Consider the following 18,785-nt stretch of genomic DNA (forward strand, 5'->3'; position numbering starts at 1 on the left):
TGGGGAAAACCCCTGCGTTCGATGACCGTATCGAAGCAGCGCGCGGCGCGCGATCAGCCGACGTTGCGCCCTCGGGCCAGCAGCAGCTCGCGCAGCTCCGCCTTGTCCACGGCGTCCAGGCCCTCCTCGCGCTGCTTGGCCTGCAGTTCGTCGGTGCGCTGCATCAGCGTCTGGCGGTCGAGCTGGCCGATCACGTCGAGGAATTCGAGGTGCCAGCCGGCCTCTTCGCCGGGCATGGTCTGGCTGGCCAGCTTCTGCAGCGCCGCCGCTTCCTCGCGGCCTTCGAACTGCGCGAGCAGGGCGCCGGTGCCGATGTCCGGGCGCGCGCTGACAATCGCGATCAGTTCGGTCAGAAGCGGTACGCCGGGCTGGCGCAGCGCGACAAAGCGGTAGGGCGGGGTGATGTCGAGCGCGAGCGCCGGCTTCTGCAGCAGCAGCGCGATGGCGCTGCGCACCAGGCTGCGGCGCGGCGCGGTGCTGGCCGGCGCGCGGTGCGCGCGCTGGGTGGGCACGTGCACGTGCGGCGCGCTGTTGCGCGCGCCGACGCCGGTGAGTTCGGTCAGGCGCTGCTGCATGAGGTCGGCGAACGCGCCGTCGGGCAGCTGCGCCAGCATCGGCCTGGCGCGTTCGGCCAGCCGCGCCTTGCCGTCCAGCGTGGCGAGGTTGATGCCGTCCTCGGCCAGGCTGTCGAACAGGAACTGCGACAGCGGCGTGGCGTCCACCAGGCGCGCGTCGAACCCGGCCGCGCCCTCGTTGCGCACGATGGTGTCCGGATCCTCGCCCTCGGGCAGGAACAGGAAGAACGCCTGGCGGCCGTCCTTCATCCGCGGCAGGACCGATTCCATCGCGCGCGTGGCGGCACGGCGGCCGGCGGCATCGCCGTCGAAGCAGAAGTAGACGTCGGGCGCGTTGCGGAACAGCAGCTCCGCGTGGTCGGGGGTGGTGGCCGTGCCCAGCGTGGCCACCGCCTGGCTGATGCCGTGCTGGAACAGCGCCACCACGTCCATGTAGCCCTCGACCACGATCAGCCGCGCGATCTTCTGGTTGGCCTGGCGCACCTGCCACAGGCCGTAGAGCTCGCGGCCCTTGTGGAACAGCGGCGTCTCCGGCGAGTTGAGGTATTTCGGCGAGTCGTCGGCCTTCAGCACGCGGCCGCCGAACGCGATCACCCGCCCGCGGCGGTCGTGGATCGGGAACATCACCCGGTCGCGGAACTTGTCGTAGCTGTGGCCGCGCTCGTTCTTCGACAGCAGGCCGGCACGCTCGAGCAGCGACAGCCGCCGCGGGTCGCTGCCCAGCGCGTCCTTCAGCGCCGAAAAGCCGCCCGGCGCATGGCCGATGGCGAACTGCTCGCGCACCGCGGCATCCACGCCGCGGCGATCGAGGTAGGCGCTCGCCTCGGCGTTGCCGGCCAGCTCGCCGCGGAAGAAGCGCGCAGCCTCGTCGAGGATCGCGAACAGGTCGCGGGTATCGGGGTTCTCGTTGTGCTGCCGCGTTTCGCGCGGGATCTCGATGCCGGCGCGGCGCGCGAGTTCGTCCACCGCGTCGAGGAACTCGAGGCGGTCGTAGTTCATCAGGAACGAGATCGCGGTGCCGTGCGCGCCACAGCCGAAGCAGTGGTAGAACTGCTTGGTCGGCGACACCGTGAACGATGGCGAGCGTTCGTCGTGGAACGGGCAGCGCGCCGAATATTCGCGCCCCTGGCGCTTCAGCGGCACGCGCGCGGCGATCACCTCGACGATGTCCGTCCGGGCGAGCAGGTCGTCGATGAAGGCGTCGGAAAGGCGTGCCATGGCTGCCGCCATGATCGCACGCGTGCCGCTAGCCGGCCGCGCGTTCCGGCTCGCGCGTGGCCGGCTTGGCGGACGCTGCGGCCGTGGTGGACGGCGTTTCGGCAACGGGCGGCAGGCCACGCCGCGCCGCGCGCTCATCCAGGCGCCGCTGCACGTCGCCGAAGCGCCAGCGCTCGTCGATCACCGCGGTGATCATCGCGCCGACGAAGAACACCACCGCCGCGTAGTACAGCCACACCAGCAGCACCACGAGCGTGCCCATCGCGCCATAGGCACTGCCTGGCGCCGCCTCGGCGATGTACAGGCCGATGCCCCAGCGGCCGAGCACGAACAGCACCGCGGTCAGCAGGCCGCCGAGCAGCGCCTGGCGCCAGCGCACGCGCCGGTCGGGCAGGTAGTGGTACATCAGCGCGAACGCGACCGTGTAAAGGGCCAGCGCCGCCAGGTTGCCGAGCACCGGCAGCGTGGGCGAGCCGCCGAAGGCGATCTCCAGCACCGTGGTCAGCGCGGCCGACACCAGCAGCAGGAAGCCCAGCGCGATCACCACGCCGAACGAGAACACGCGCTTGCGCAGCCAGGCGCGCAGGCCGCCACGCAGCTTGTCGCCGGCGGTGTGGAAGATCGCGTTGAGCGTGCCCTGCAGCCGCGCGAACACCGCGGTGGCGCCGAACAGCAGCAACAGCGTGCTCCACGTGCCCGCCAGTGAGCCGACATCGGGCTCGGTGCGCGCGTTCTCCAGCACGGTGCTGGCGACCTCGCCGGCGCCGCTGCCCGCGATCCCCTGGATCTGCGTGAGCAGCGCGTCCTGCGCCGCGGGATACAGCGACGCCGTCAGCCACAGCAGCAGCACCAGCAGCGGCGCCAGCGACAGCAGCGCGAAGAACGTCAGCGACGCCGCATGGGTGAGGATGTCGATTTCGACGAAGCGCTGCGCGATGGCATAGGGCAGCGACTGCTGCAGGCGCTCGAAACCGGACTTGAGGCGGGACGTGATGAATCGGGGCATGGCGCCAGCATAGGCAGGCGCCGTGCACGCGATGTCGCCGTGGGCGGCGACCGCGCTGTCGCTCAGCCGGCCAGGCGGCCCTTCAGCAGCGCCGAGACCTGGCCCATGTCGGCCTTGCCGGCCAGGCGCGGCTTCAGCAGGCCCATCACCTTGCCCATGTCCGCGGGGCCCGCGGCGCCGGACTCGGAAATGGCGGCGTCGATCTCGAAGATCACCTCGGCCTCGCCCAGCTTGTCCGGCAGGTAGCGCTGGATGACTTCGATCTCGGCGCGCTCGATGGCGGCCAGGTCCTCGCGGCTGGCGGCCTCGAACTGCGACACCGAGTCCTTGCGCTGCTTGAGCATCTTCTCGAGCGTGGCGAGCACGCTGGCGTCGTCGAGCTCGACGCGGTCGTCGACCTCGCGCTGCTTGATCGCGGCGAGCATCAGGCGGATCACGCCCAGGTTGGCCTTGTCGCCGGCCTTCATGGCCGTCTTCATGTCATCGGTGAGGCGCTGCTTGAGGCTCATCGTTGGATTCTCCGGTTCGGGGAACACGTAAAGCCGGCGACGCTTGCGCGTGCCGGCTTCAGTGGTGCCGCAGTCAGTCACCGGGCGCAGGGCGCGCCGGCAGGACCGGGCTCAGTACAGGCGCTGGCGCTTGGTGACGTCGCGCGAGGTGCGACGCGACTGGCGCTTCACGGCAGCCGCGGCCTTGCGCTTGCGCTCCTGCGTCGGCTTCTCGTAGAACTCGCGCTTGCGGGTCTCGGCAAGCACGCCGGCCTTTTCGCAGGTGCGCTTGAAGCGGCGGAGGGCAAACTCGAAAGGCTCGTTTTCGCGGACTTTGACGCTGGGCATATGGGATCTCTGGGATGTCTGAACACCGGATTCCGTCCGGCGAGCCGCGTATGATAGCGGCAAGGTTCGGGTGCGCGCAAATGGCCCCGGCCAGGAGCCCGCAAGCCCATGAAAGTCCTCGGAATCGAAACCAGCTGCGACGAAACCGGCGTGGCCGTGTACGACACGGCGCGGGCGGGATCGGCCGGGCTGCTCGCCCACGCCGTCTACAGCCAGATCGCCCTGCACGCCGAGTATGGCGGGGTGGTGCCGGAACTGGCCAGCCGCGACCACGTGCGCAAGCTGCTGCCGCTGGTCCGCCAGACCCTGGCCGAGGCCGGCCTGGGCGTCGGCGACCTCGACGGCGTGGCCTATACGGCCGGCCCCGGCCTGGTGGGGGCGCTGCTGGTCGGCGCCGGGGTGGCGCGTTCGCTGGCCTGGGCGCTGGAACTGCCCGCGGTCGGCGTGCACCACATGGAGGGCCACCTGCTGGCCCCCTTGATGGAAGACGACCCGCCGAAGCCGCCATTCGTGGCCCTGCTGGTCTCCGGCGGCCACACCCAGCTGGTCGCGGTGGAGGCGATCGGGCAGTACCGCCTGCTTGGCGAAACCCTGGATGACGCCGCCGGCGAGGCCTTCGACAAGACCGCCAAGCTGATGGGGCTGCCGTATCCCGGTGGCCCACAGCTGGCGCGGCTGGCCGAGCAGGGCGCGCCCGGGCGGTTCCGCTTCTCGCGGCCGATGACCGACCGCCCCGGGTTGGACTTCAGCTTCAGCGGCCTGAAGACGCAGGTGATGCTGGCCTGGCGCAACAGCGACCAGACCGACGCCACCCGTGCCGACATCGCCCGCGGCTTCGAGGACGCGGTGGTCGACACCCTGGCCATCAAGTGCGAACGCGCGCTGGATGACGCCGGCTGCGACGTGCTGGTGGTGGCCGGCGGCGTGGGCGCCAACACGCGCCTGCGTGCGCGCCTGCAGGCCATGGCCGCCAAGCGCGGCGGCCGTGCCTGCTATCCGCGCCCGGAGCTGTGCACCGACAACGGCGCGATGATCGCCTTCGCCGGCGCGCTGCGCCTCGAGGCCGGCCAGCGCGAGCCGGCCGCGGTGCACGTCGTGCCGCGCTGGGACATGGCCGGACTGCCCGCGCTGTGAGTACCGCCATGGACAAGGTGTTCATCGAGGGCCTCGAGATCGAGGCGCTGATCGGCATCTACGACTGGGAGCGGCGCATCCGCCAGACCCTGGTGTTCGACCTGGAGATGGGCTTCGACAACCGCGTGCCCGCGGCCAGCGACGACATCGCCGATACCCTCAACTACAAGGCGGTCAGCGTGCGCCTGGTGGAATACGTCTCGCAGTCGGGCTTCGGCCTGGTGGAGACGCTGGCCGAGCGCTGCGCGGCAATCGTCATCGAAGAGTTCAAGGTCGATTGGTTACGCTTGAAGCTCAGCAAGCCCGGCGCGGTGCGCGGCGCGCGCGCGGTGGGCGTGTGCATCGAGCGCACGCGCGGCTGATTCCCCCGCAACCGGATCCGACATGCAAGAGATGCTGCAGGCGCTGCAGGACGCGCTGTCCCCCTGGCCCTGGGCCTACACGCTGGTGATGCTGGCCGCCCTGCTGCTGCTGGCGTGGCTGGCCAACCTGATCACGAAGAAAGTGCTGCTGCGCGGCGTGCGGCGGATACTCGGCATGCTGCCGGCGCTGCGCGGCGGCGAGGCCAACCCCGGGATCCGCCTGCGCGTGGTGCCGCGCCTGGCCAACGTGGTGCCGGCGCTGGTGATCGCCGCCGGCATCACCCTGGTGCCTGGCCTGCCGGGCGAGATCGCGCAGTTCGTGCGCAACCTCTGCAACGTGTTCATCGTGTTCACCGTGGTGCTGGCCATCGGCCACGCCTTCGACCACGCCAACGAGATCTACGAGCGCCGCCCGGACGCGCGCGACAAGCCCATCAAGGGCTACCTGCAGGTCGCCAAGATCGTGCTGTTCGCGCTCGCGGTGCTGTCGGCGATCGCCATCCTGGCCGGGGTCAAGCTGCTGCACGTGCTGACCGGCCTGGGCGCCGCCAGCGCGGTGCTGATGCTGATCTTCCAGGACACCATCCTGTCGTTCGCGGCCAGCCTGCAGATCAGCGGCGACGGGCGCGTGCGCATCGGCGACTGGATCGAGATGCCCAGCCAGAACGCCGACGGCGACGTCATCGACATCGCCCTGCACACGGTCACCGTGCAGAACTTCGACAAGACCATCACCACCATCCCGACCAAGAAGCTGATCAGCGACTCGTTCAAGAACTGGCGCGGGATGAGCGAGTCGGGCGGGCGCCGCATCAAGCGCGCGATCTACCTGGACCAGCACAGCACGCGCTTCCTGGAGCCGGACGAGGTGGCGCGCTTCCGCCGCTTCCGCCTGCTGGATGCCTACCTCGACGGCAAGTCGAGCGAAATCCGCAGCTGGAACGACAAGCTCGCCGGCCACGGCGCCGAGCCGGTCAACCGCCGCCGCGTCACCAACCTCGGCACCTTCCGCGCCTACGTCGAGCAGTACCTGCGCAACCACCCGGGCGTGCACCAGGGCATGTCGCTGATGGTGCGCCAGCTGCAGCCGACCGACGCCGGCCTGCCGCTGGAGATCTACTGCTTCAGCAACGACGTGCGCTGGGCGATGTACGAGGGCATCCAGGCCGACATCTTCGACCACCTGCTGGCGATCCTGCCGGAGTTCGGCCTGCGCGTGTTCCAGGCGCACAGCGACGCGCCGGTGGACGTGCGTCTGCACGCTGCGCAACCGTTGCTCGCCCAGCGCCCGCACGACGCCGACGCTGCGGGCGACGCGGGCGGCGACACCCCGGCGAACGCCGGCGCATGAGCCGTGCCTGCCTGAGCCTGGGCAGCAACGTCGATCCCGAGCGGCACGTCGCGCTTGCGTTCGACGCGCTGCGCGCGCGCTTCGGCGACATCCTCGCCTCGCGCGCCTACCGCACGCCTGCGATCGGCTTCGAGGGCCCGGACTTCGTCAACGCCGCGGCGGTGATTGAAACCGACCTCGACGTGCACGCGCTCAACCTCTGGCTGCATGCGCTTGAGGATGCCCACGGGCGCGACCGCAGCGGCCCGCGCTACGGTGACCGGACGCTCGACATCGACATCGTGCTGTTCGACGACCTGGTATGCAGCGGGCCGGGCAACCTGCGCCTGCCGCGTGGCGAACTGCGCCACGCCTTCGTGCTGCGGCCGCTGGCGGAAATCGCGCCGGATGTCGTGGAGCCGGTCGCCGGGCTGACGCTCGCCGCGCTGTGGGCGGCGTCGCCGGAGCGCGACGTGGCCATGCACCCGGTTGCACTGCCCGCATTGCAGGCTGCAGCCGGGGACGGTCACACTCCGCCGGCTGCCGCGGTCTAGCAGCACATGGCGTTCGACGCCGCGGCCGCCGGCCGCGGTCGGCGCCTTACGGGGAGGTCGCTACGATGTTCGAGAAGGTTTCGCGCAGCTGGGAGATGGTCAAGGCAAGCGCGGCGGTGCTGCGTTCCGACAAGGAGCTGATGCTGTTCCCGATCCTCTCGGGCCTGGCCACGCTGGCGGTGCTGGCGACGTTCCTGGTCCCTGCGCTCGCGCTGCGCATGTTCAGCGGCGGCTTCGGCATCGGCGCGGTCATTGGCGGCTTCGTCTTCTACTTCTGCACCTACAGCGTGGTGATCTTCTTCAACTGCGCGCTGGTGGGCGCGGCGATGATCCGCCTGGACGGCGGCGACCCCACGCTTGCCGATGGCTTCGCTGCGGCGCGCGGCCGGCTCGGTGCCATCTTCGGCTACGCGGCGATCGCCGCCACCGTCGGCGTGCTGCTGCAGGGCATGAAGAACAAGGACAACGGGTTCCTGGTGCGGCTGCTGGGCAGCGGCCTGGGCGCGGCGTGGACGCTGGCCGCGTTCCTGGTGGTGCCGGTGCTGGTGAGCCGCAATGTCGGCCCGGTCGACGCGCTCAAGGACAGCCTGGCGCTGCTCAAGCGCACCTGGGGCGAGAACGCGGTGGGCCAGGTCGGCATCGGCGCCGCGTTCGGGCTGCTGACCGGCGGTGCGGTGCTGCTGTCGCTGGCGCTGGTGGTGCTGGCCGCGCAGGCGTCGGTGGTGCTTGCCGTGGCGGTGGGCGTGATCTGCGCCGTCGGCGTCATCGTGCTGGCGATCTACCAGGCGGCGCTGACCGGGATCTATTCGGCGGTCCTGTACCGCTATGCGGTGGCGCACGAAATCCCGGCGGCCTTCCAGGGCGCGCAGCTGGCCACGGTGTTCGCGCCGAAGCGTTGAGCACGGTCGCGGCCGCCTCAGTCCTCGAGGAGGCGGCCGCCGTCCAGGCGCAGCACCTGGCCGGTGGTGTAGCCGGCATGCGCGATCAGCCAGTGCACGGCTTCTGCGACTTCTTCCGGCGTGCCCGTGCGCGCCAGCGGCGTGCGCGCCAGCAGCGCGCGCTGGCGCTCGATGTCGGGCTCGCCGTCGTCGGGCCACAGGATCGCGCCGGGTGCGATGGCGTTCACGCGCACCTTCGGCGCGAGTTCCAGCGCAAGTGCGCGCGTGGCCATCACCAGTGCGGCCTTGGCCATTGAATACACCGCGTGCCCGCGCAGCGGGCGCTCGGCATACACGTCCACCATGTTGACGATCGCGCCGCCACGCGCGGCGAGGTGCGGCGCCGCGGCCTGGGCCAAGAAGAACGGCGCGCGCGCGTTGGATGCGAACAGCTCATCCCACTGCGCCGGCGTGGTGCTGCCGAGCACGGTGGGGCTGAACGCGGAGGCGTTGTTGACCAGCGCGTCCAGGCGGCCGAAGCGGCCGATGGTGCGCGCGACCATCTCGGGCAGGCGGTCGAACTCGGCGAGGTCGGCCTGCAGCAGCAGCACGCTGTCGGGCCGCAGCGCTTCGAGCTCGGCGGCGAGCGCATGCGCTTCGGCGCCGGAGCTGCGCCAGTGCAGCGCGAGGTCGTGGCCTTCGGCGTGCAGGCGGCGCGCGATGGCCGCGCCAAGGCGGCGTGCGGCACCGGTGACGAGGGCGACGGGGCGTTGTCCGGCCATGCGGGGCTCCGGGCTGTGGGGCATTCACGATAGCGCGTCGCGCACTGCACGCCTTCAGCTGGCGCTGTCCCTCCGACGTGGACAGTTCCGTATCCTGTGCAGGTCCGCAGCGGAAACCCCCATGCCCATCCCCTCGCCAGACCCCGATGCGCAGGCGCACAGCGATCGCCTGCGCGCGGTCATCCACGCCGACATCGCCGCTTCCGGCGGTGCCGTGCCGTTCTCGCGCTTCATGGAGCTGGCGCTGTACGCGCCGGGCCTGGGCTATTACAGCGCCGGCAGCACCAAGTTCGGCCGCGCCGGCGATTTCGTCACCGCGCCCGAACTCGGCCCACTGTTCGCCGAATGCGTGGTCGAGGCGCTGGCACCGGTACTGCGCCAGCTGGGCGAGGGCGCCGACTTCGTCGAGATCGGCGGCGGCAGCGGCGCGTTCGCCGAGGTCGCGCTCGGCCACCTCGCCGCGCTCGACGCGCTGCCCGCGCGCTACGCGATCCTGGAGCCCAGCGCCGACCTGCGCGAGCGCCAGCGCACGCGGCTCGAACAGCGCCTGCCGGCGGCCGTGTTCGAGCGCGTGGAATGGCTGGACCGCCCGCGCGAGGAGGCGTGGCAGGGCGTGCTGTTCGCCAACGAGGTGATCGACGCGCTGCCCACGCCGCGCTTCGTGATCCGCAACGGCGGGGTCATGGAAGAAGGCGTGGCCAGCGCATCCGGTGGCGGTTTCCGCCTGGTCGAGGTGCCGGCCGATGCCCTGATGACCGCGGCGGTGCGGCATGTCGAGCAGCAGCGCGGCGACGGCGCGTTTCGCGAGGGCTACCGTTCCGAACTGCTGCCGCAGCTGCCGTACTGGATCCAGGCGGTGATGGGCGCCATGCAGGCCGGCGCCATGCTCTTCATCGACTACGGCCACCCGCGCCGCGAGTACTACGCGGATACCCGCCCCGACGGCACGTTGCGCGCGTTCTACCGCCACCACGTGGTGCAGGACGTGTTCGCGCGCGTTGGCCTGCAGGACATCACCGCCTCGGTGGACTTCACCGCGCTGGCCGAAGCCGGTACCGGCGCCGGCTTCGAGTTCGCGGGCTACTGCTCGCAGGCGGCGTTCCTGCTGGGCAATGGCCTCGAGCAGCGGCTGGCCGCGCACGAGGCGGACGCGCCCGGCGACCGCGCGCGCTTCTCGCTGCGCCAGCAGGTGCAGCAGCTGACCATGCCCGGCGCGATGGGCGAACGCTTCCAGGCGATGGGCTTCGAGCACGGCGTGGCGTTCGAGGCCGCGTTCCTGGCCGGGGACCTGAGCTTCCGGCTGTGAGCGGCCGCCGCTTCGGGCGTTCGCTCAAGCCGCTGGCGCACCCGCTGGCGTGGACCACGCTGTGGTGCCTGGCGATCGCGGCGGTGGTGGTGTTCTCGCTGCTGCCCGCGCCGGATCTCCCCGACGCGCCGGGCAGCGACAAGCTGCACCACTTCATTGCCTACTTCGCGCTCGCCGCCAGCGCGGTGCAGCTGTTCGCGCGCTGGCCGGCGCTGTTCGGCGCGGGCCTGGGGCTGGTGCTGCTCGGCGTCGGCCTCGAGCACGGCCAGGAAGTGCTGACCGGCACCCGCATCGCCGACCGCTGGGATGCGCTGGCCAACACCCTGGGCGTGATCGCCGGCCTGTTGACGCGCCTCACGCCGATGAAGGACGTGCTGCTGCGTTGGGATACCCGCGGGCGCGCGAACGCCTGACGGCGCGGCTCAGGCCCTGGCGCGCAGCGTGCGTGCCGCGGCGAGCGCGGCGACCCGTGCGTCGCGCAGCGCCGCCCCGAAGGCCGGACCGTCGAGGTCCTTCGCCGCCACGTCGGCGCCGCTGATCGCGGCAGCGGCATCGCGCAGCCGCACCAGCTCGGCGGCCTGCGGATATGCGTCCTCGGACGCACCGCCGCGGCCGCGCTTGTCGGCTTCGCACACGGTTGCCAGGCGGTGGATGCGCTCGGGCTTGCGGAAGCCGTCGCAGCGCGCCAGCAGGTCATGCACGGTCTGGTCGCGCAGCTCCGCCAGGCGATGCACGTTGAGGTGTTCGCGGCAGGCGAGCAGCGCCAGGTCGCGGTGCGCGGCGGGCACGCGCAGGCGCGCGCACAGCGTGCGCACCGGCGCCAGTCCGCGCTGCTCGTGCATCACGTGCGCCGGGAGCTTCGCCGCGGGCGTGAGCGCCTTGCCCAGGTCGTGCACCAGCGCGGCAAAGCCCACCTCGTCATCGCCCGGCGCCAGCCGCGCGGCCATGTCGCACACCATCTCGACGTGCACGCCGGTGTCGATTTCGGGGTGGTACTCGGCGCGCTGCGGTACGCCGTACAGCGCGTCCACCTCGGGCAGCACCACGGCCAGCGCGCCGCAGTCGCGCAGCGTGCGCACGAACGCCGATGGCGTTGCCGAGCGCAGCGCGCGCACGAGTTCCTGCCAGACGCGTTCGGGCACCAGGTCCGCCAGCTCGCCACCGGCCACCATCTCGCGCATCAGCGCCATGGTGTCGTCGGCCACGTGGAAGCCGAGCGAGGCGAAGCGCGCCATGAAGCGTGCCGCGCGCAGCACGCGCAGCGGATCCTCGGCGAACGCCGGTCCCACGTGGCGCAGCACGCGCGCTTCGATATCGCCCTGGCCACCGTATGGATCGACCAGCCGGCCATCGGTGCCTTCGGCGATCGCGTTGATGGTGAAGTCGCGGCGGCCGAGATCCTCCTCCAGCGTCACCGACGGATCGGCGTCGACCACGAAGCCGCGGTGTCCGCGCGCCGACTTGCGCTCGGTGCGCGCGAGCGCGTGCTCCTCGCCAGTCGCGGGGTGCAGGAACACCGGGAAATCACGCCCCACCGGCCTGAAGCCGGCCGCGAGCATGGCCTCGGGCGTGGAACCCACCACCACGAAGTCGCGGTCACCCGCCGGCAGGCCCAGCAGCCGGTCGCGCACGGCACCGCCGACCAGCCAGGTCTCCATCAGGCCGCGGGGCAGGCGAAGGGCTTGCGCGCGCCGCCGCTGCGGCCGTGCATGCGGTCGCTGACCGCGACCGCCTTGCCGTCCAGGCGCCAGTCGTAGATCACGCTGAAGGCGAGCACGCGCGCCACGTAGTCGCGGGTTTCCTTGTAGGTGATCGTCTCGATCCAGAAATCGGCATCCATGCCGGGGCGCTGCGCCTGCCAGCGCGCGGTGGGCGTTGGGCCGGCGTTGTAGGCGGCGATCGCCACGTAGGGCAGCGCGTACTTGTCCTTCATCTCGCGCAGGTAGGCGGTGCCGATGCGGATGTTGGTGGCCGGGTCGTACAGGCTCTCCGCGCCGGACCAGGGCAGGCCCAGGCGCGCGGCCACGCCGGCCGCGGTCTCCGGCAGCACCTGCATCAGGCCGCGCGCGTTGGCGCCGGAACGGGCCTTGGGATTGAACACGCTCTCGGCGCGGATCTCGGCCGCCACCCAGGCCGGGTCCAGGTTGTTGCGCGCGGATTCGGCGCGGATCAGCGCGTCGTGGTGCAGGGGGAAGCGCAGCGCGTACAGGCGCAGTTCGTCCGGCTTGCGTTCGCCGCCGGCATTGACCAGGCCGAACACGCCGCGGTCGAACCAGCCGTTGTCCTGTGCGACCTCCACCGCCAGCCGGCGCTGGTCGTCGTTGAAGCGCGCCAGCGCGGCGCGCCATTCGCGCTCGGCCCACGCCCCGCGCTCGACGCGGTACAGCGCCATCGCGCGCCGCAGCGACGGATCGGCGGCCACCGCCGCCTTGGCCGCCGGCGTGGAGGCATGCTCGAGCGGACACAGCGCATACGGCAGCTTGCCGCGGTCGGCGGCCAGGAAGCCGTGGAATTCGGGCGCACGCGCGGCGGCGGCATACAGGGGCTGCGCGCCGGCGCGGTCGCCGGTCAGTTCGCGCAGGCGCGCGGCGAAGTAGCTCCAGCGCGAATCCTTGCGCTGCGTGTCGCCCATGCGCGCGATCGCGGCCAGCGCCGCGCGCCAGTCGGTGCGTGCCATCGCCTCGCGCACGCGCCATTCGTGCAGGCGCTCGTCGTAGGCGGCTTCGGGCACCGTGGCCAGGCGGCGCGTGGCGCCCGGGTCGTACGAGGCCACGGTCCACAGCGCGATGTCGTACAGCACGCGGTTGCGCTCGGCGTCGCCGAATGCCAACGCCTGTGCGACGCGCGGCAGCAGCGCCTCGGCCGCGCCGGGGTCGGCCTTGGCCAGGCGCGCCAGCCCGTGTGATGCCACCAGGCGGCTGCGCGCGGTCTTCGGCCACTGCAGTGCGCGATCGTCGGCCTTGTCGAGGTAGGCGGCATAGGTCTCGGCCAGCGTGCGTTCGTCACCGCTGAATCCGCGCGCCGCGGCACGCACCACGCCCGGTTGCCCGGCTGCGATCGCCTTGTCGATGCGCTCCCAGCGCAGCGCCGGCGCGAGCCCGCCGCTGCGTTCCAGCGCGGCGATCGGCGTATCGCAGGCGTCGGGCAGCGACTTCGCCGCGCCGCGCCACAGCGCCTGCACCTCGCTGGTCCATTTCGCATCGACCGCACCGGTCTGCGCGCGCGCCTCGAGTTCGTGGCAGCGCAGCGCGGTCGACGAAATCCGCGGCGACCACGCCGCGCGGAAGCCGGTCCAGTCGTCGCGCTTGGCCAGAGACGCAAGCCAGGCCTCGCGGAACGCCAGTTCCACCGGCTGTCCGGCCTGACGCGCGACGAAGGCCTGCGCCTGCGCGGCCGGCAGCGTGTCGATGTCGCGGCGCAGGCGCGCGAATTCGATCCAGCCCTGCAGCGGATGGTCGTTGCGCAGCGCGGGCGTGGGCGCGGGCAGGCCGATTTCGGCGGCGGAGAGCGCGCGCCGTGCAAGGTCGTCGTCGGGTTGCGCCTGGGCGCACGCGGTGGTCGCGGCCACCAGCAGCAGCGCGGCGACCAGTACGATGGGCGTCTTGTTGTCTGGCATGGCGGGACTATAACGGATGGTTTCTGTACGACTCTTGGCGTCGCGTGCGTGATCGAAGGCCTGTGGATCTTCCCGTTGCTGGGCATCGTGGCGGGCGTCATGGCGGGCCTGCTCGGCATCGGCGGTGGCCTGGTGCTGGTCGCCGCGCTGGCCTGGCTGCTGCCGCTGCAGGGCGTGCCCGCGGATCTGGCGATGCATGCGGCGCTGGCGAGTTCGATGGCGAGCATCGTGATGACGTCGCTGTCGTCGGCGTGGTCGCACCACCGCCGCGGCGGCGTGCTGTGGCCCACCGTGCATTGGATGGTGCCCGGCCTGCTGGCCGGTGGCTGGCTGGGCAGCCGCTTTGCCGTCAGCCTGGAAGGCGACGTGCTGCGCTGGATCGTGGCGTGCTACTGCCTGCTGGCCGGCGCGCAGATGGCCTTCGGCCGCGCGCGCGGTGACGACGCGGGTGCCGCCAGCGTGGTGCCCACCGGCCCGGCCATGACCACGGCGGGGCTCGGCATCGGCGCGCTGTCGGCGGTGGTGGGCATCGGCGGCGGCAGCATCACCGTGCCGCTGCTGGTGTGGCGCGGCGTGCGCGCCGTGCGCGCGGTGGGTACGTCCTCGGCCTGCGGGTTCGCCATCGCCGTCGGCAGCGTGCTCGGCTATGCGCTGAATGCGCCGGAAGGCAGCGCGTTGCCACAGGGCGCGGTGGGCTACGTCTACCTGCCCGCGGCGATCGGGGTGGCGCTGACCTCGATCATCGCGGCGCCGTTCGGCACGCGCATCGCGCACGCCATCAGCGGGCCCGCGCTGCGCCGGATCTTCGCGGCGTTCCTGGTGGCCGTCGGCCTCAGCCTGGTGCTGTAGGCGGGGCCGGGACCGCGGGAAACCCGGGGGGCTTGCGGTGGTTTTACGTTTTGTTTACAAAAGGCCGTCGAGCGGCCCGGGGGCAACGTCGGCACCATCCCTCCCAGGAGAGATCCATGCCCATGCCCGCCCCGCGCACGCTGTCGGCTGCCATCCAGTCGGCGTTGCTGCTCTTCGCACTTCCCGGACTCGTCCTCGCGCAGGACGCCCCCGATCCGGCCACCACCCTCGACACCGTCACCGTCACCGGCTCGCGCATCAAGCAGGCCGAGTTGGAGACGCATGTGCCGGTGCAGGTCCTGACCCGCGAGGACATCGACCGCAGCGGCTTCAAGTCGGTGTCGGACATCGTCCAGAACCTGACCGCCAGCGGCGCCGGGCTCAACACCAAGTTCAATTCCAGCGGCAACTTCGGCTTCCCGCCGGACGGTGGCGGCGTTGGCGCGGGTGCAGCCACGGTCGACCTGCGCCACCTCGGCCCCAAGCGCGTGCTGGTGCTGGTCGACGGCATCCGCTGGGTCAATGAATCGTCCGGTTCGGGCGTGGGCTCGGCGGTCGACCTCAACACCATTCCGCTGGCGCTGGTGGACCGGATCGAGGTGCTGGAAGACGGCGCCTCGTCGATCTACGGCTCCGATGCGATCGCCGGCGTGGTCAACATCATCACCCGCCGCGGCGGCGAGGGCGGCAGCGTCGAAGTGCATTACGGCACGCGCGAGCAGTACGGCGGCGACACCTGGGGCGCCGACCTGTCGTTCGGTGGTGCCAGCGAGCGCGTGCAATGGTTCCTCGGCGCGTCGTACTTCCGCCAGGACGAGATCGCGTCGGGCGAATACGGGCCGGCCAGCCTGCCCGTGCCCGGCACCGGGCTGTCCAACGGCAGCTCGGCCACGCCGCAGGGGCGCTTCGTGTTCAGCGACCCCAACACCGGCGCGACCTACAGCATCACGCCCAACACGGGCGTCTCCAGCCCGGTGTTCGACCCCGCGCAGACCGGCTGCGTGCGCACCGACGACTTCCACTGCTTCACCACCGCCGACCGCTTCAACTTCGCGCCCTACAACCTGCTGCTCACGCCATCGGAGCGCAAGACGGTGTTCGGCCAGGCGCGCTTCGCGTTCACGCCGACCTTCGGCGGCTACGTGCGCGCGCTGTACAACGAGCGCACGTCCGCCAACCAGGCGGCGCCCGAGCCGTTCTTCCTCGGCACCGACGCCGGTGTCTACAACGACTACGCCGAACGCACCCTGGTGATCTCGGCGCTCAATCCGTACAACCCGTTCGGTTTCGACCTGACCACGGTGGGCGCGGATGCCAACCTGTTCCTGCTCGGCCGCCGCCCGGTCGAGGGCGGGCCGCGCCGCTACCAGCAGGATGTCGAGACCTGGTACGTGGCGGCGGGGCTTGAAGGTGCGTTCAACGTCGGCGAGCGCGCCTGGAACTGGGACGTCAACCTGGTGCGCAGCGAAAGCCAGGCCGACCAGACCAACACCGGCAGCTACAACCTGCGCCGCATCAACGAATCGCTGGGCAATCCCGCGGCCTGCGCGGCGATCAGCGGCTGCGTGCCGCTGAACATCTTCGGCGGCCTGGGCTCCATCACCCCGGCGATGCTGGCGTTCATCCAGCCGGTGGTGCGCGACCGCAGCGAGAACTCGCTGACCCTCGCGTCGGCCAACGTCACCGGCGCGCTGTTCGAGATGCCGGCCGGCCCGCTCGCGTTCGCGGCCGGCTACGAATACCGCAAGTACGAAGGCAGCTACCAGCCCGACCCGATCACCGTCGCCGGCGAGTACAACGGCGTGCCGTCCGGGCCCACGTCGGGCGGCTACGACGTCAACGAGGCCTACGTCGAATTCGCGGTGCCGCTGATGAAGGACACCGCATTCGGCAAGTCGCTCGACCTGAGCATCGCCGGCCGCTATTCCGACTACTCGACCTTCGGCGGCGAGAGCACCGGCAAGCTCGGCCTGCGCTGGCAGCTGGTCGATGAACTGGTGTTCCGTGGTTCGTTCGCGCAGGGCTTCCGCGCACCGTCGATCGGCGAGCTGTACGGCACGCTGTCGCGCTTCGACGCCACCTTGGTCGATCCCTGTTCCGGCGCCGCCGGCGCGGTCACGCCGGAGTGCGTGGCGCAGGGCGTGCCACCGGACTACGAGCAGACCAACCCGCAGATCTCGGTGGTGACCTCCGGCAACGCCGCCCTGCAGCCGGAAACCAGCCGCAGCCTGATGCTGGGCGCGGTGTGGAGCCCGTCGCTGGCGGCCAACACCGCGTGGTCGGAGCGCCTGGACCTGGGCGTGACCTTCTACAAGCACACCATCGAGGACGCCATCCAGGCACCGGACGCGCAGTCCATCCTCGAGCGCTGCGTGTTCGACGCCGATCCCATTGCCTGCGCCTCCTACGAGCGCAGCGCGCGCGGCCAGATCGTGCGCTTCGACGACATCCTCGACAACCTCGGCACCATCAAGACCGACGGCTGGGATTTCAGCGTGGGCTGGCTGCTGCCGGAGCAGGGCTGGGGCCAGCTGCGCTTCGACGCCAAGGCCACCAAGGTCGGCCACTACGAGCTGGTCAACGAGTCCGGCCAGCCGGAACCGCGCGGGCCGGGCGTGGAGGTCAACGACAGCTCCATCCCGGAATGGACGTCCAGCCTGACCAGCGAATGGAGCCGCGGGCCGTGGGCGGCGACGTGGGCGATGCGCTACATCAGCGAGCTGACCGAGTCCTGCGGCGGCGCCAACGGCTTCCCGATCTGCGATGACAGCGACAACGACCTCAACCGCCTCGGCGCCACCACGTACCACGACCTGCAGCTGGCGTGGAACAACGACGCGTGGCTGCGCGGCGTGCGCGTGGTGCTGGGCGTCAACAACGTCACCGACAAGGACCCGCCGATCTGCCTGAGCTGCTCGCTCAACGGCTATGACGCGGCGACCTACGACCTGCCGGGGCGGTTCTGGTACGCGCGCCTGGGCGTGGATTTCTGATGCGGGACGGCCAGCCGGCATGCGTGCCGGCTGGCCCGTCGCCTTGCGCTACAGGGATGGATCGATCAGGTACTTTCCGCCGGTGGCCTTGCGTTCGTACTCGCGCAGGATGTCCAGGCTGAGTGCATCGCGCAGGCTGATGGTGCGCGTGTAGCGGCTGGCAAAGGTGGTGGTGAGTTCGTCCGCCACGCGCTGGCGCATCCGCGCCACGACCTCGCGTCCGGCCTTCTGCAGGAACGGGAACAGCAGCCACCCGCCGACGCTCCAGGTGAAGCCGAACGTGCGGTTGAGCACCGTCGGTCCCATGTCCAGGCTGCCGTAGATGTAGACCTGCTTGGGCGCGTTGGAGCCGTAGGGGCTGTAGCCGGCGCCACTGCGATCGGCGCAGGCTTCCATTGCCTGCAGGATCTGCCCGGCCAGCGTGCCGCCGCCGATCGCGTCGAAGGCGATGGTGGCGCCGGTATCGCGGATGGCCTGCGTGAGTTCGGCCTGGAATCCGGGCGACGTGCTGTCGACCACATGCCGCGCACCCATGCCGCGCAGGAGCTCAGCCTGCGCCTCGCTGCGCACGATGTTGACCAGTGGAATGCCGTCCTTCAGGCAGATGCGGTTGAGCATCTGTCCGAGGTTGGATGCCGCGGCGGTGTGCACGATCGCGCGATGGCCCTCGGCCTTCATGGTCTCGGTGAAGCCGAGCGCGGTCAGCGGGTTGACGAACATCGACGCGCCGTCGGACGCGTTGGCGAATTCCGGCAGCAGGATGCAGTCGCGCGCCGGCAGCCTGCGCAGCTGCGCGTACATGCCGCCGCCGAGCATGCCGACCTTGCGGCCGAGGAACTTGCGCACGTTCCCGCCGGCCTTGACCACGGTGCCCGCACCCTCGTTGCCGACTGCAAGCGACTGGCCAAGGCGCGCCTGGATCGCGCCCAGGCGCTGGCCGGGAATGTCGACCAGCACCACCGGACGCTCCGGCGTGCCTTCGCTGCGCGCGGTCGCCATGTCGGCCGGGCCGATCAGCAGGCCGAGGTCGGAGGGGTTGATGGGCGCGGCTTCCACCCGCACCAGCAGTTCGTCGGGGCCCGGCTCACCGGGCGTGACGTCCTCCAGGCTCAGGCGCAGCTGGCCGTCGCCGGTCGCCAGCGAGCGCAGCTCCAGGCCATGCAGTGGCGTGGTCCCGGTCATGGCTGCAATGCTCCGCCCGCATCCCTGGCGGCCCAAGGCTTGGGCTCGCAGAGCTCGACCTTGTTGCCATCCGGATCCATGCGTTGCCGGTGCCACGCGGCCAGCGCCTCGCCGTCGCCCCTGCCCTTGAAGAACACGCCACCGATCCCGGTCACCTTCGCCAT

18 protein-coding genes are annotated in these 18,785 nt (G+C 71.2%); 9 read left to right on the forward strand and 9 right to left on the reverse strand.

Annotated elements, in window-relative coordinates:
* Positions 1-53: 53 nt before the first annotated feature.
* From dnaG to rpsU, 4 genes are all read right to left on the reverse strand, one after another.
* A complete protein-coding gene (gene dnaG / locus IDM46_RS01265; protein ID WP_185114591.1) occupies positions 54-1,793 on the reverse strand; it encodes a DNA primase in 1,740 nt (579 codons plus the stop codon).
* Between the two features lie 28 nt (positions 1,794-1,821).
* The gene (locus IDM46_RS01270) at positions 1,822-2,799 is read right to left on the reverse strand and encodes a YihY/virulence factor BrkB family protein (protein WP_185114592.1); all 978 of its coding nucleotides are present in this window, start codon (positions 2,797-2,799) and stop codon (positions 1,822-1,824) included.
* Between the two features lie 62 nt (positions 2,800-2,861).
* Positions 2,862-3,308 (reverse strand): GatB/YqeY domain-containing protein, encoded by a 447-nt coding sequence (locus IDM46_RS01275; protein WP_182823288.1) that lies wholly within the window; start codon positions 3,306-3,308, stop codon positions 2,862-2,864.
* Positions 3,309-3,419: 111 nt separating this feature from the next.
* Complete coding sequence (rpsU, locus tag IDM46_RS01280) at positions 3,420-3,635, reverse strand: 30S ribosomal protein S21 (protein WP_182823286.1); 216 nt, start codon at positions 3,633-3,635, stop codon at positions 3,420-3,422.
* A gap of 108 nt (positions 3,636-3,743) precedes the next feature.
* On the opposite strand from rpsU, the gene tsaD reads away from it, so the two are divergent.
* The 5 genes from tsaD (at position 3,744) to IDM46_RS01305 (ending at position 7,914) form a co-directional block, all read left to right on the forward strand.
* Positions 3,744-4,769, forward strand: coding sequence for a tRNA (adenosine(37)-N6)-threonylcarbamoyltransferase complex transferase subunit TsaD (gene tsaD / locus IDM46_RS01285; protein ID WP_185114593.1), 1,026 nt, complete (start codon positions 3,744-3,746; stop codon positions 4,767-4,769).
* An 8-nt stretch (positions 4,770-4,777) separates the two neighbouring features.
* Positions 4,778-5,131, forward strand: a complete 354-nt coding sequence (gene folB / locus IDM46_RS01290) for a dihydroneopterin aldolase (protein ID WP_182823281.1) — start codon at positions 4,778-4,780, stop codon at positions 5,129-5,131.
* Positions 5,132-5,153: 22 nt separating this feature from the next.
* Positions 5,154-6,482 carry a mechanosensitive ion channel domain-containing protein gene (locus IDM46_RS01295; protein WP_185114594.1) on the forward strand — a complete coding sequence of 443 codons (1,329 nt, stop codon included), beginning with the start codon at positions 5,154-5,156 and terminating at the stop codon, positions 6,480-6,482.
* Positions 6,479-7,015 (forward strand): 2-amino-4-hydroxy-6-hydroxymethyldihydropteridine diphosphokinase, encoded by a 537-nt coding sequence (folK, locus tag IDM46_RS01300; RefSeq protein ID WP_185114595.1) that lies wholly within the window; start codon positions 6,479-6,481, stop codon positions 7,013-7,015. The genes IDM46_RS01295 and folK overlap by 4 nt, the downstream gene beginning before the upstream one ends.
* 65 nt (positions 7,016-7,080) lie before the next feature.
* Positions 7,081-7,914 (forward strand): DUF6159 family protein, encoded by an 834-nt coding sequence (locus tag IDM46_RS01305; protein ID WP_182823275.1) that lies wholly within the window; start codon positions 7,081-7,083, stop codon positions 7,912-7,914.
* A 17-nt stretch (positions 7,915-7,931) separates the two neighbouring features.
* Here the strand turns inward: IDM46_RS01305 and IDM46_RS01310 are convergent, their stop codons facing one another.
* On the reverse strand, positions 7,932-8,675 hold the full coding sequence (locus IDM46_RS01310) for a pteridine reductase (protein ID WP_185114596.1): 744 nt from the start codon (positions 8,673-8,675) through the stop codon (positions 7,932-7,934).
* Between the two features lie 121 nt (positions 8,676-8,796).
* Here IDM46_RS01310 and IDM46_RS01315 point away from each other — a divergent pair, with 121 nt between their 5' ends.
* Positions 8,797-9,981 (forward strand): SAM-dependent methyltransferase, encoded by a 1,185-nt coding sequence (locus IDM46_RS01315; protein ID WP_182823270.1) that lies wholly within the window; start codon positions 8,797-8,799, stop codon positions 9,979-9,981.
* On the forward strand, positions 9,978-10,394 hold the full coding sequence (locus IDM46_RS01320; RefSeq protein ID WP_223877994.1) for a VanZ family protein: 417 nt from the start codon (positions 9,978-9,980) through the stop codon (positions 10,392-10,394). Before IDM46_RS01315 ends, IDM46_RS01320 begins: the two co-directional genes overlap by 4 nt.
* A gap of 9 nt (positions 10,395-10,403) precedes the next feature.
* Here IDM46_RS01320 and IDM46_RS01325 read toward each other — a convergent pair whose 3' ends face one another.
* A complete protein-coding gene (locus tag IDM46_RS01325; RefSeq protein ID WP_185114597.1) occupies positions 10,404-11,639 on the reverse strand; it encodes a multifunctional CCA addition/repair protein in 1,236 nt (411 codons plus the stop codon).
* Positions 11,639-13,597, reverse strand: a complete 1,959-nt coding sequence (locus tag IDM46_RS01330; RefSeq protein ID WP_185114598.1) for a lytic transglycosylase domain-containing protein — start codon at positions 13,595-13,597, stop codon at positions 11,639-11,641. Before IDM46_RS01330 ends, IDM46_RS01325 begins: the two co-directional genes overlap by 1 nt.
* A gap of 48 nt (positions 13,598-13,645) precedes the next feature.
* Here IDM46_RS01330 and IDM46_RS01335 point away from each other — a divergent pair, with 48 nt between their 5' ends.
* Together IDM46_RS01335 and IDM46_RS01340 are read left to right on the forward strand one after the other, a co-directional pair.
* Positions 13,646-14,446, forward strand: a complete 801-nt coding sequence (locus IDM46_RS01335; protein ID WP_223877995.1) for a sulfite exporter TauE/SafE family protein — start codon at positions 13,646-13,648, stop codon at positions 14,444-14,446.
* Positions 14,447-14,562: 116 nt separating this feature from the next.
* On the forward strand, positions 14,563-17,439 hold the full coding sequence (locus IDM46_RS01340; RefSeq protein WP_185114599.1) for a TonB-dependent receptor: 2,877 nt from the start codon (positions 14,563-14,565) through the stop codon (positions 17,437-17,439).
* A 48-nt stretch (positions 17,440-17,487) separates the two neighbouring features.
* Here the strand turns inward: IDM46_RS01340 and IDM46_RS01345 are convergent, their stop codons facing one another.
* Both IDM46_RS01345 and IDM46_RS01350 read right to left on the reverse strand, forming a co-directional pair.
* Positions 17,488-18,621, reverse strand: a complete 1,134-nt coding sequence (locus IDM46_RS01345) for a zinc-binding dehydrogenase (protein WP_185114600.1) — start codon at positions 18,619-18,621, stop codon at positions 17,488-17,490.
* The gene (locus IDM46_RS01350) at positions 18,618-18,785 is read right to left on the reverse strand and encodes a hypothetical protein (RefSeq protein ID WP_185114601.1); all 168 of its coding nucleotides are present in this window, start codon (positions 18,783-18,785) and stop codon (positions 18,618-18,620) included. Before IDM46_RS01350 ends, IDM46_RS01345 begins: the two co-directional genes overlap by 4 nt.

Origin of the sequence: Luteimonas sp. MC1825, assembly GCF_014764385.1 — a bacterium.
Lineage (GTDB): Bacteria > Pseudomonadota > Gammaproteobacteria > Xanthomonadales > Xanthomonadaceae > Luteimonas.

What these genes read in the sequence shown, in the direction of transcription:
- IDM46_RS01340 (WP_185114599.1), top strand. Translation starts at nt 14,563, where the DNA reads ATGCCCATGCCCGCCCCGCGCACGCTGTCGGCTGCCATCCAGTCGGCG.
- IDM46_RS01295 (WP_185114594.1), top strand. Translation starts at nt 5,154, where the DNA reads ATGCAAGAGATGCTGCAGGCGCTGCAGGACGCGCTGTCCCCCTGGCCC.
- folK (WP_185114595.1), top strand. Translation starts at nt 6,479, where the DNA reads ATGAGCCGTGCCTGCCTGAGCCTGGGCAGCAACGTCGATCCCGAGCGG.
- IDM46_RS01350 (WP_185114601.1), bottom strand. Translation starts at nt 18,785, where the DNA reads ATGGCGAAGGTGACCGGGATCGGTGGCGTGTTCTTCAAGGGCAGGGGC.
- IDM46_RS01310 (WP_185114596.1), bottom strand. Translation starts at nt 8,675, where the DNA reads ATGGCCGGACAACGCCCCGTCGCCCTCGTCACCGGTGCCGCACGCCGC.
- tsaD (WP_185114593.1), top strand. Translation starts at nt 3,744, where the DNA reads ATGAAAGTCCTCGGAATCGAAACCAGCTGCGACGAAACCGGCGTGGCC.
- rpsU (WP_182823286.1), bottom strand. Translation starts at nt 3,635, where the DNA reads ATGCCCAGCGTCAAAGTCCGCGAAAACGAGCCTTTCGAGTTTGCCCTC.
- IDM46_RS01325 (WP_185114597.1), bottom strand. Translation starts at nt 11,639, where the DNA reads ATGGAGACCTGGCTGGTCGGCGGTGCCGTGCGCGACCGGCTGCTGGGC.
- IDM46_RS01345 (WP_185114600.1), bottom strand. Translation starts at nt 18,621, where the DNA reads ATGACCGGGACCACGCCACTGCATGGCCTGGAGCTGCGCTCGCTGGCG.
- IDM46_RS01315 (WP_182823270.1), top strand. Translation starts at nt 8,797, where the DNA reads ATGCCCATCCCCTCGCCAGACCCCGATGCGCAGGCGCACAGCGATCGC.
- IDM46_RS01270 (WP_185114592.1), bottom strand. Translation starts at nt 2,799, where the DNA reads ATGCCCCGATTCATCACGTCCCGCCTCAAGTCCGGTTTCGAGCGCCTG.
- IDM46_RS01305 (WP_182823275.1), top strand. Translation starts at nt 7,081, where the DNA reads ATGTTCGAGAAGGTTTCGCGCAGCTGGGAGATGGTCAAGGCAAGCGCG.
- IDM46_RS01275 (WP_182823288.1), bottom strand. Translation starts at nt 3,308, where the DNA reads ATGAGCCTCAAGCAGCGCCTCACCGATGACATGAAGACGGCCATGAAG.
- folB (WP_182823281.1), top strand. Translation starts at nt 4,778, where the DNA reads ATGGACAAGGTGTTCATCGAGGGCCTCGAGATCGAGGCGCTGATCGGC.
- IDM46_RS01330 (WP_185114598.1), bottom strand. Translation starts at nt 13,597, where the DNA reads ATGCCAGACAACAAGACGCCCATCGTACTGGTCGCCGCGCTGCTGCTG.
- dnaG (WP_185114591.1), bottom strand. Translation starts at nt 1,793, where the DNA reads ATGGCACGCCTTTCCGACGCCTTCATCGACGACCTGCTCGCCCGGACG.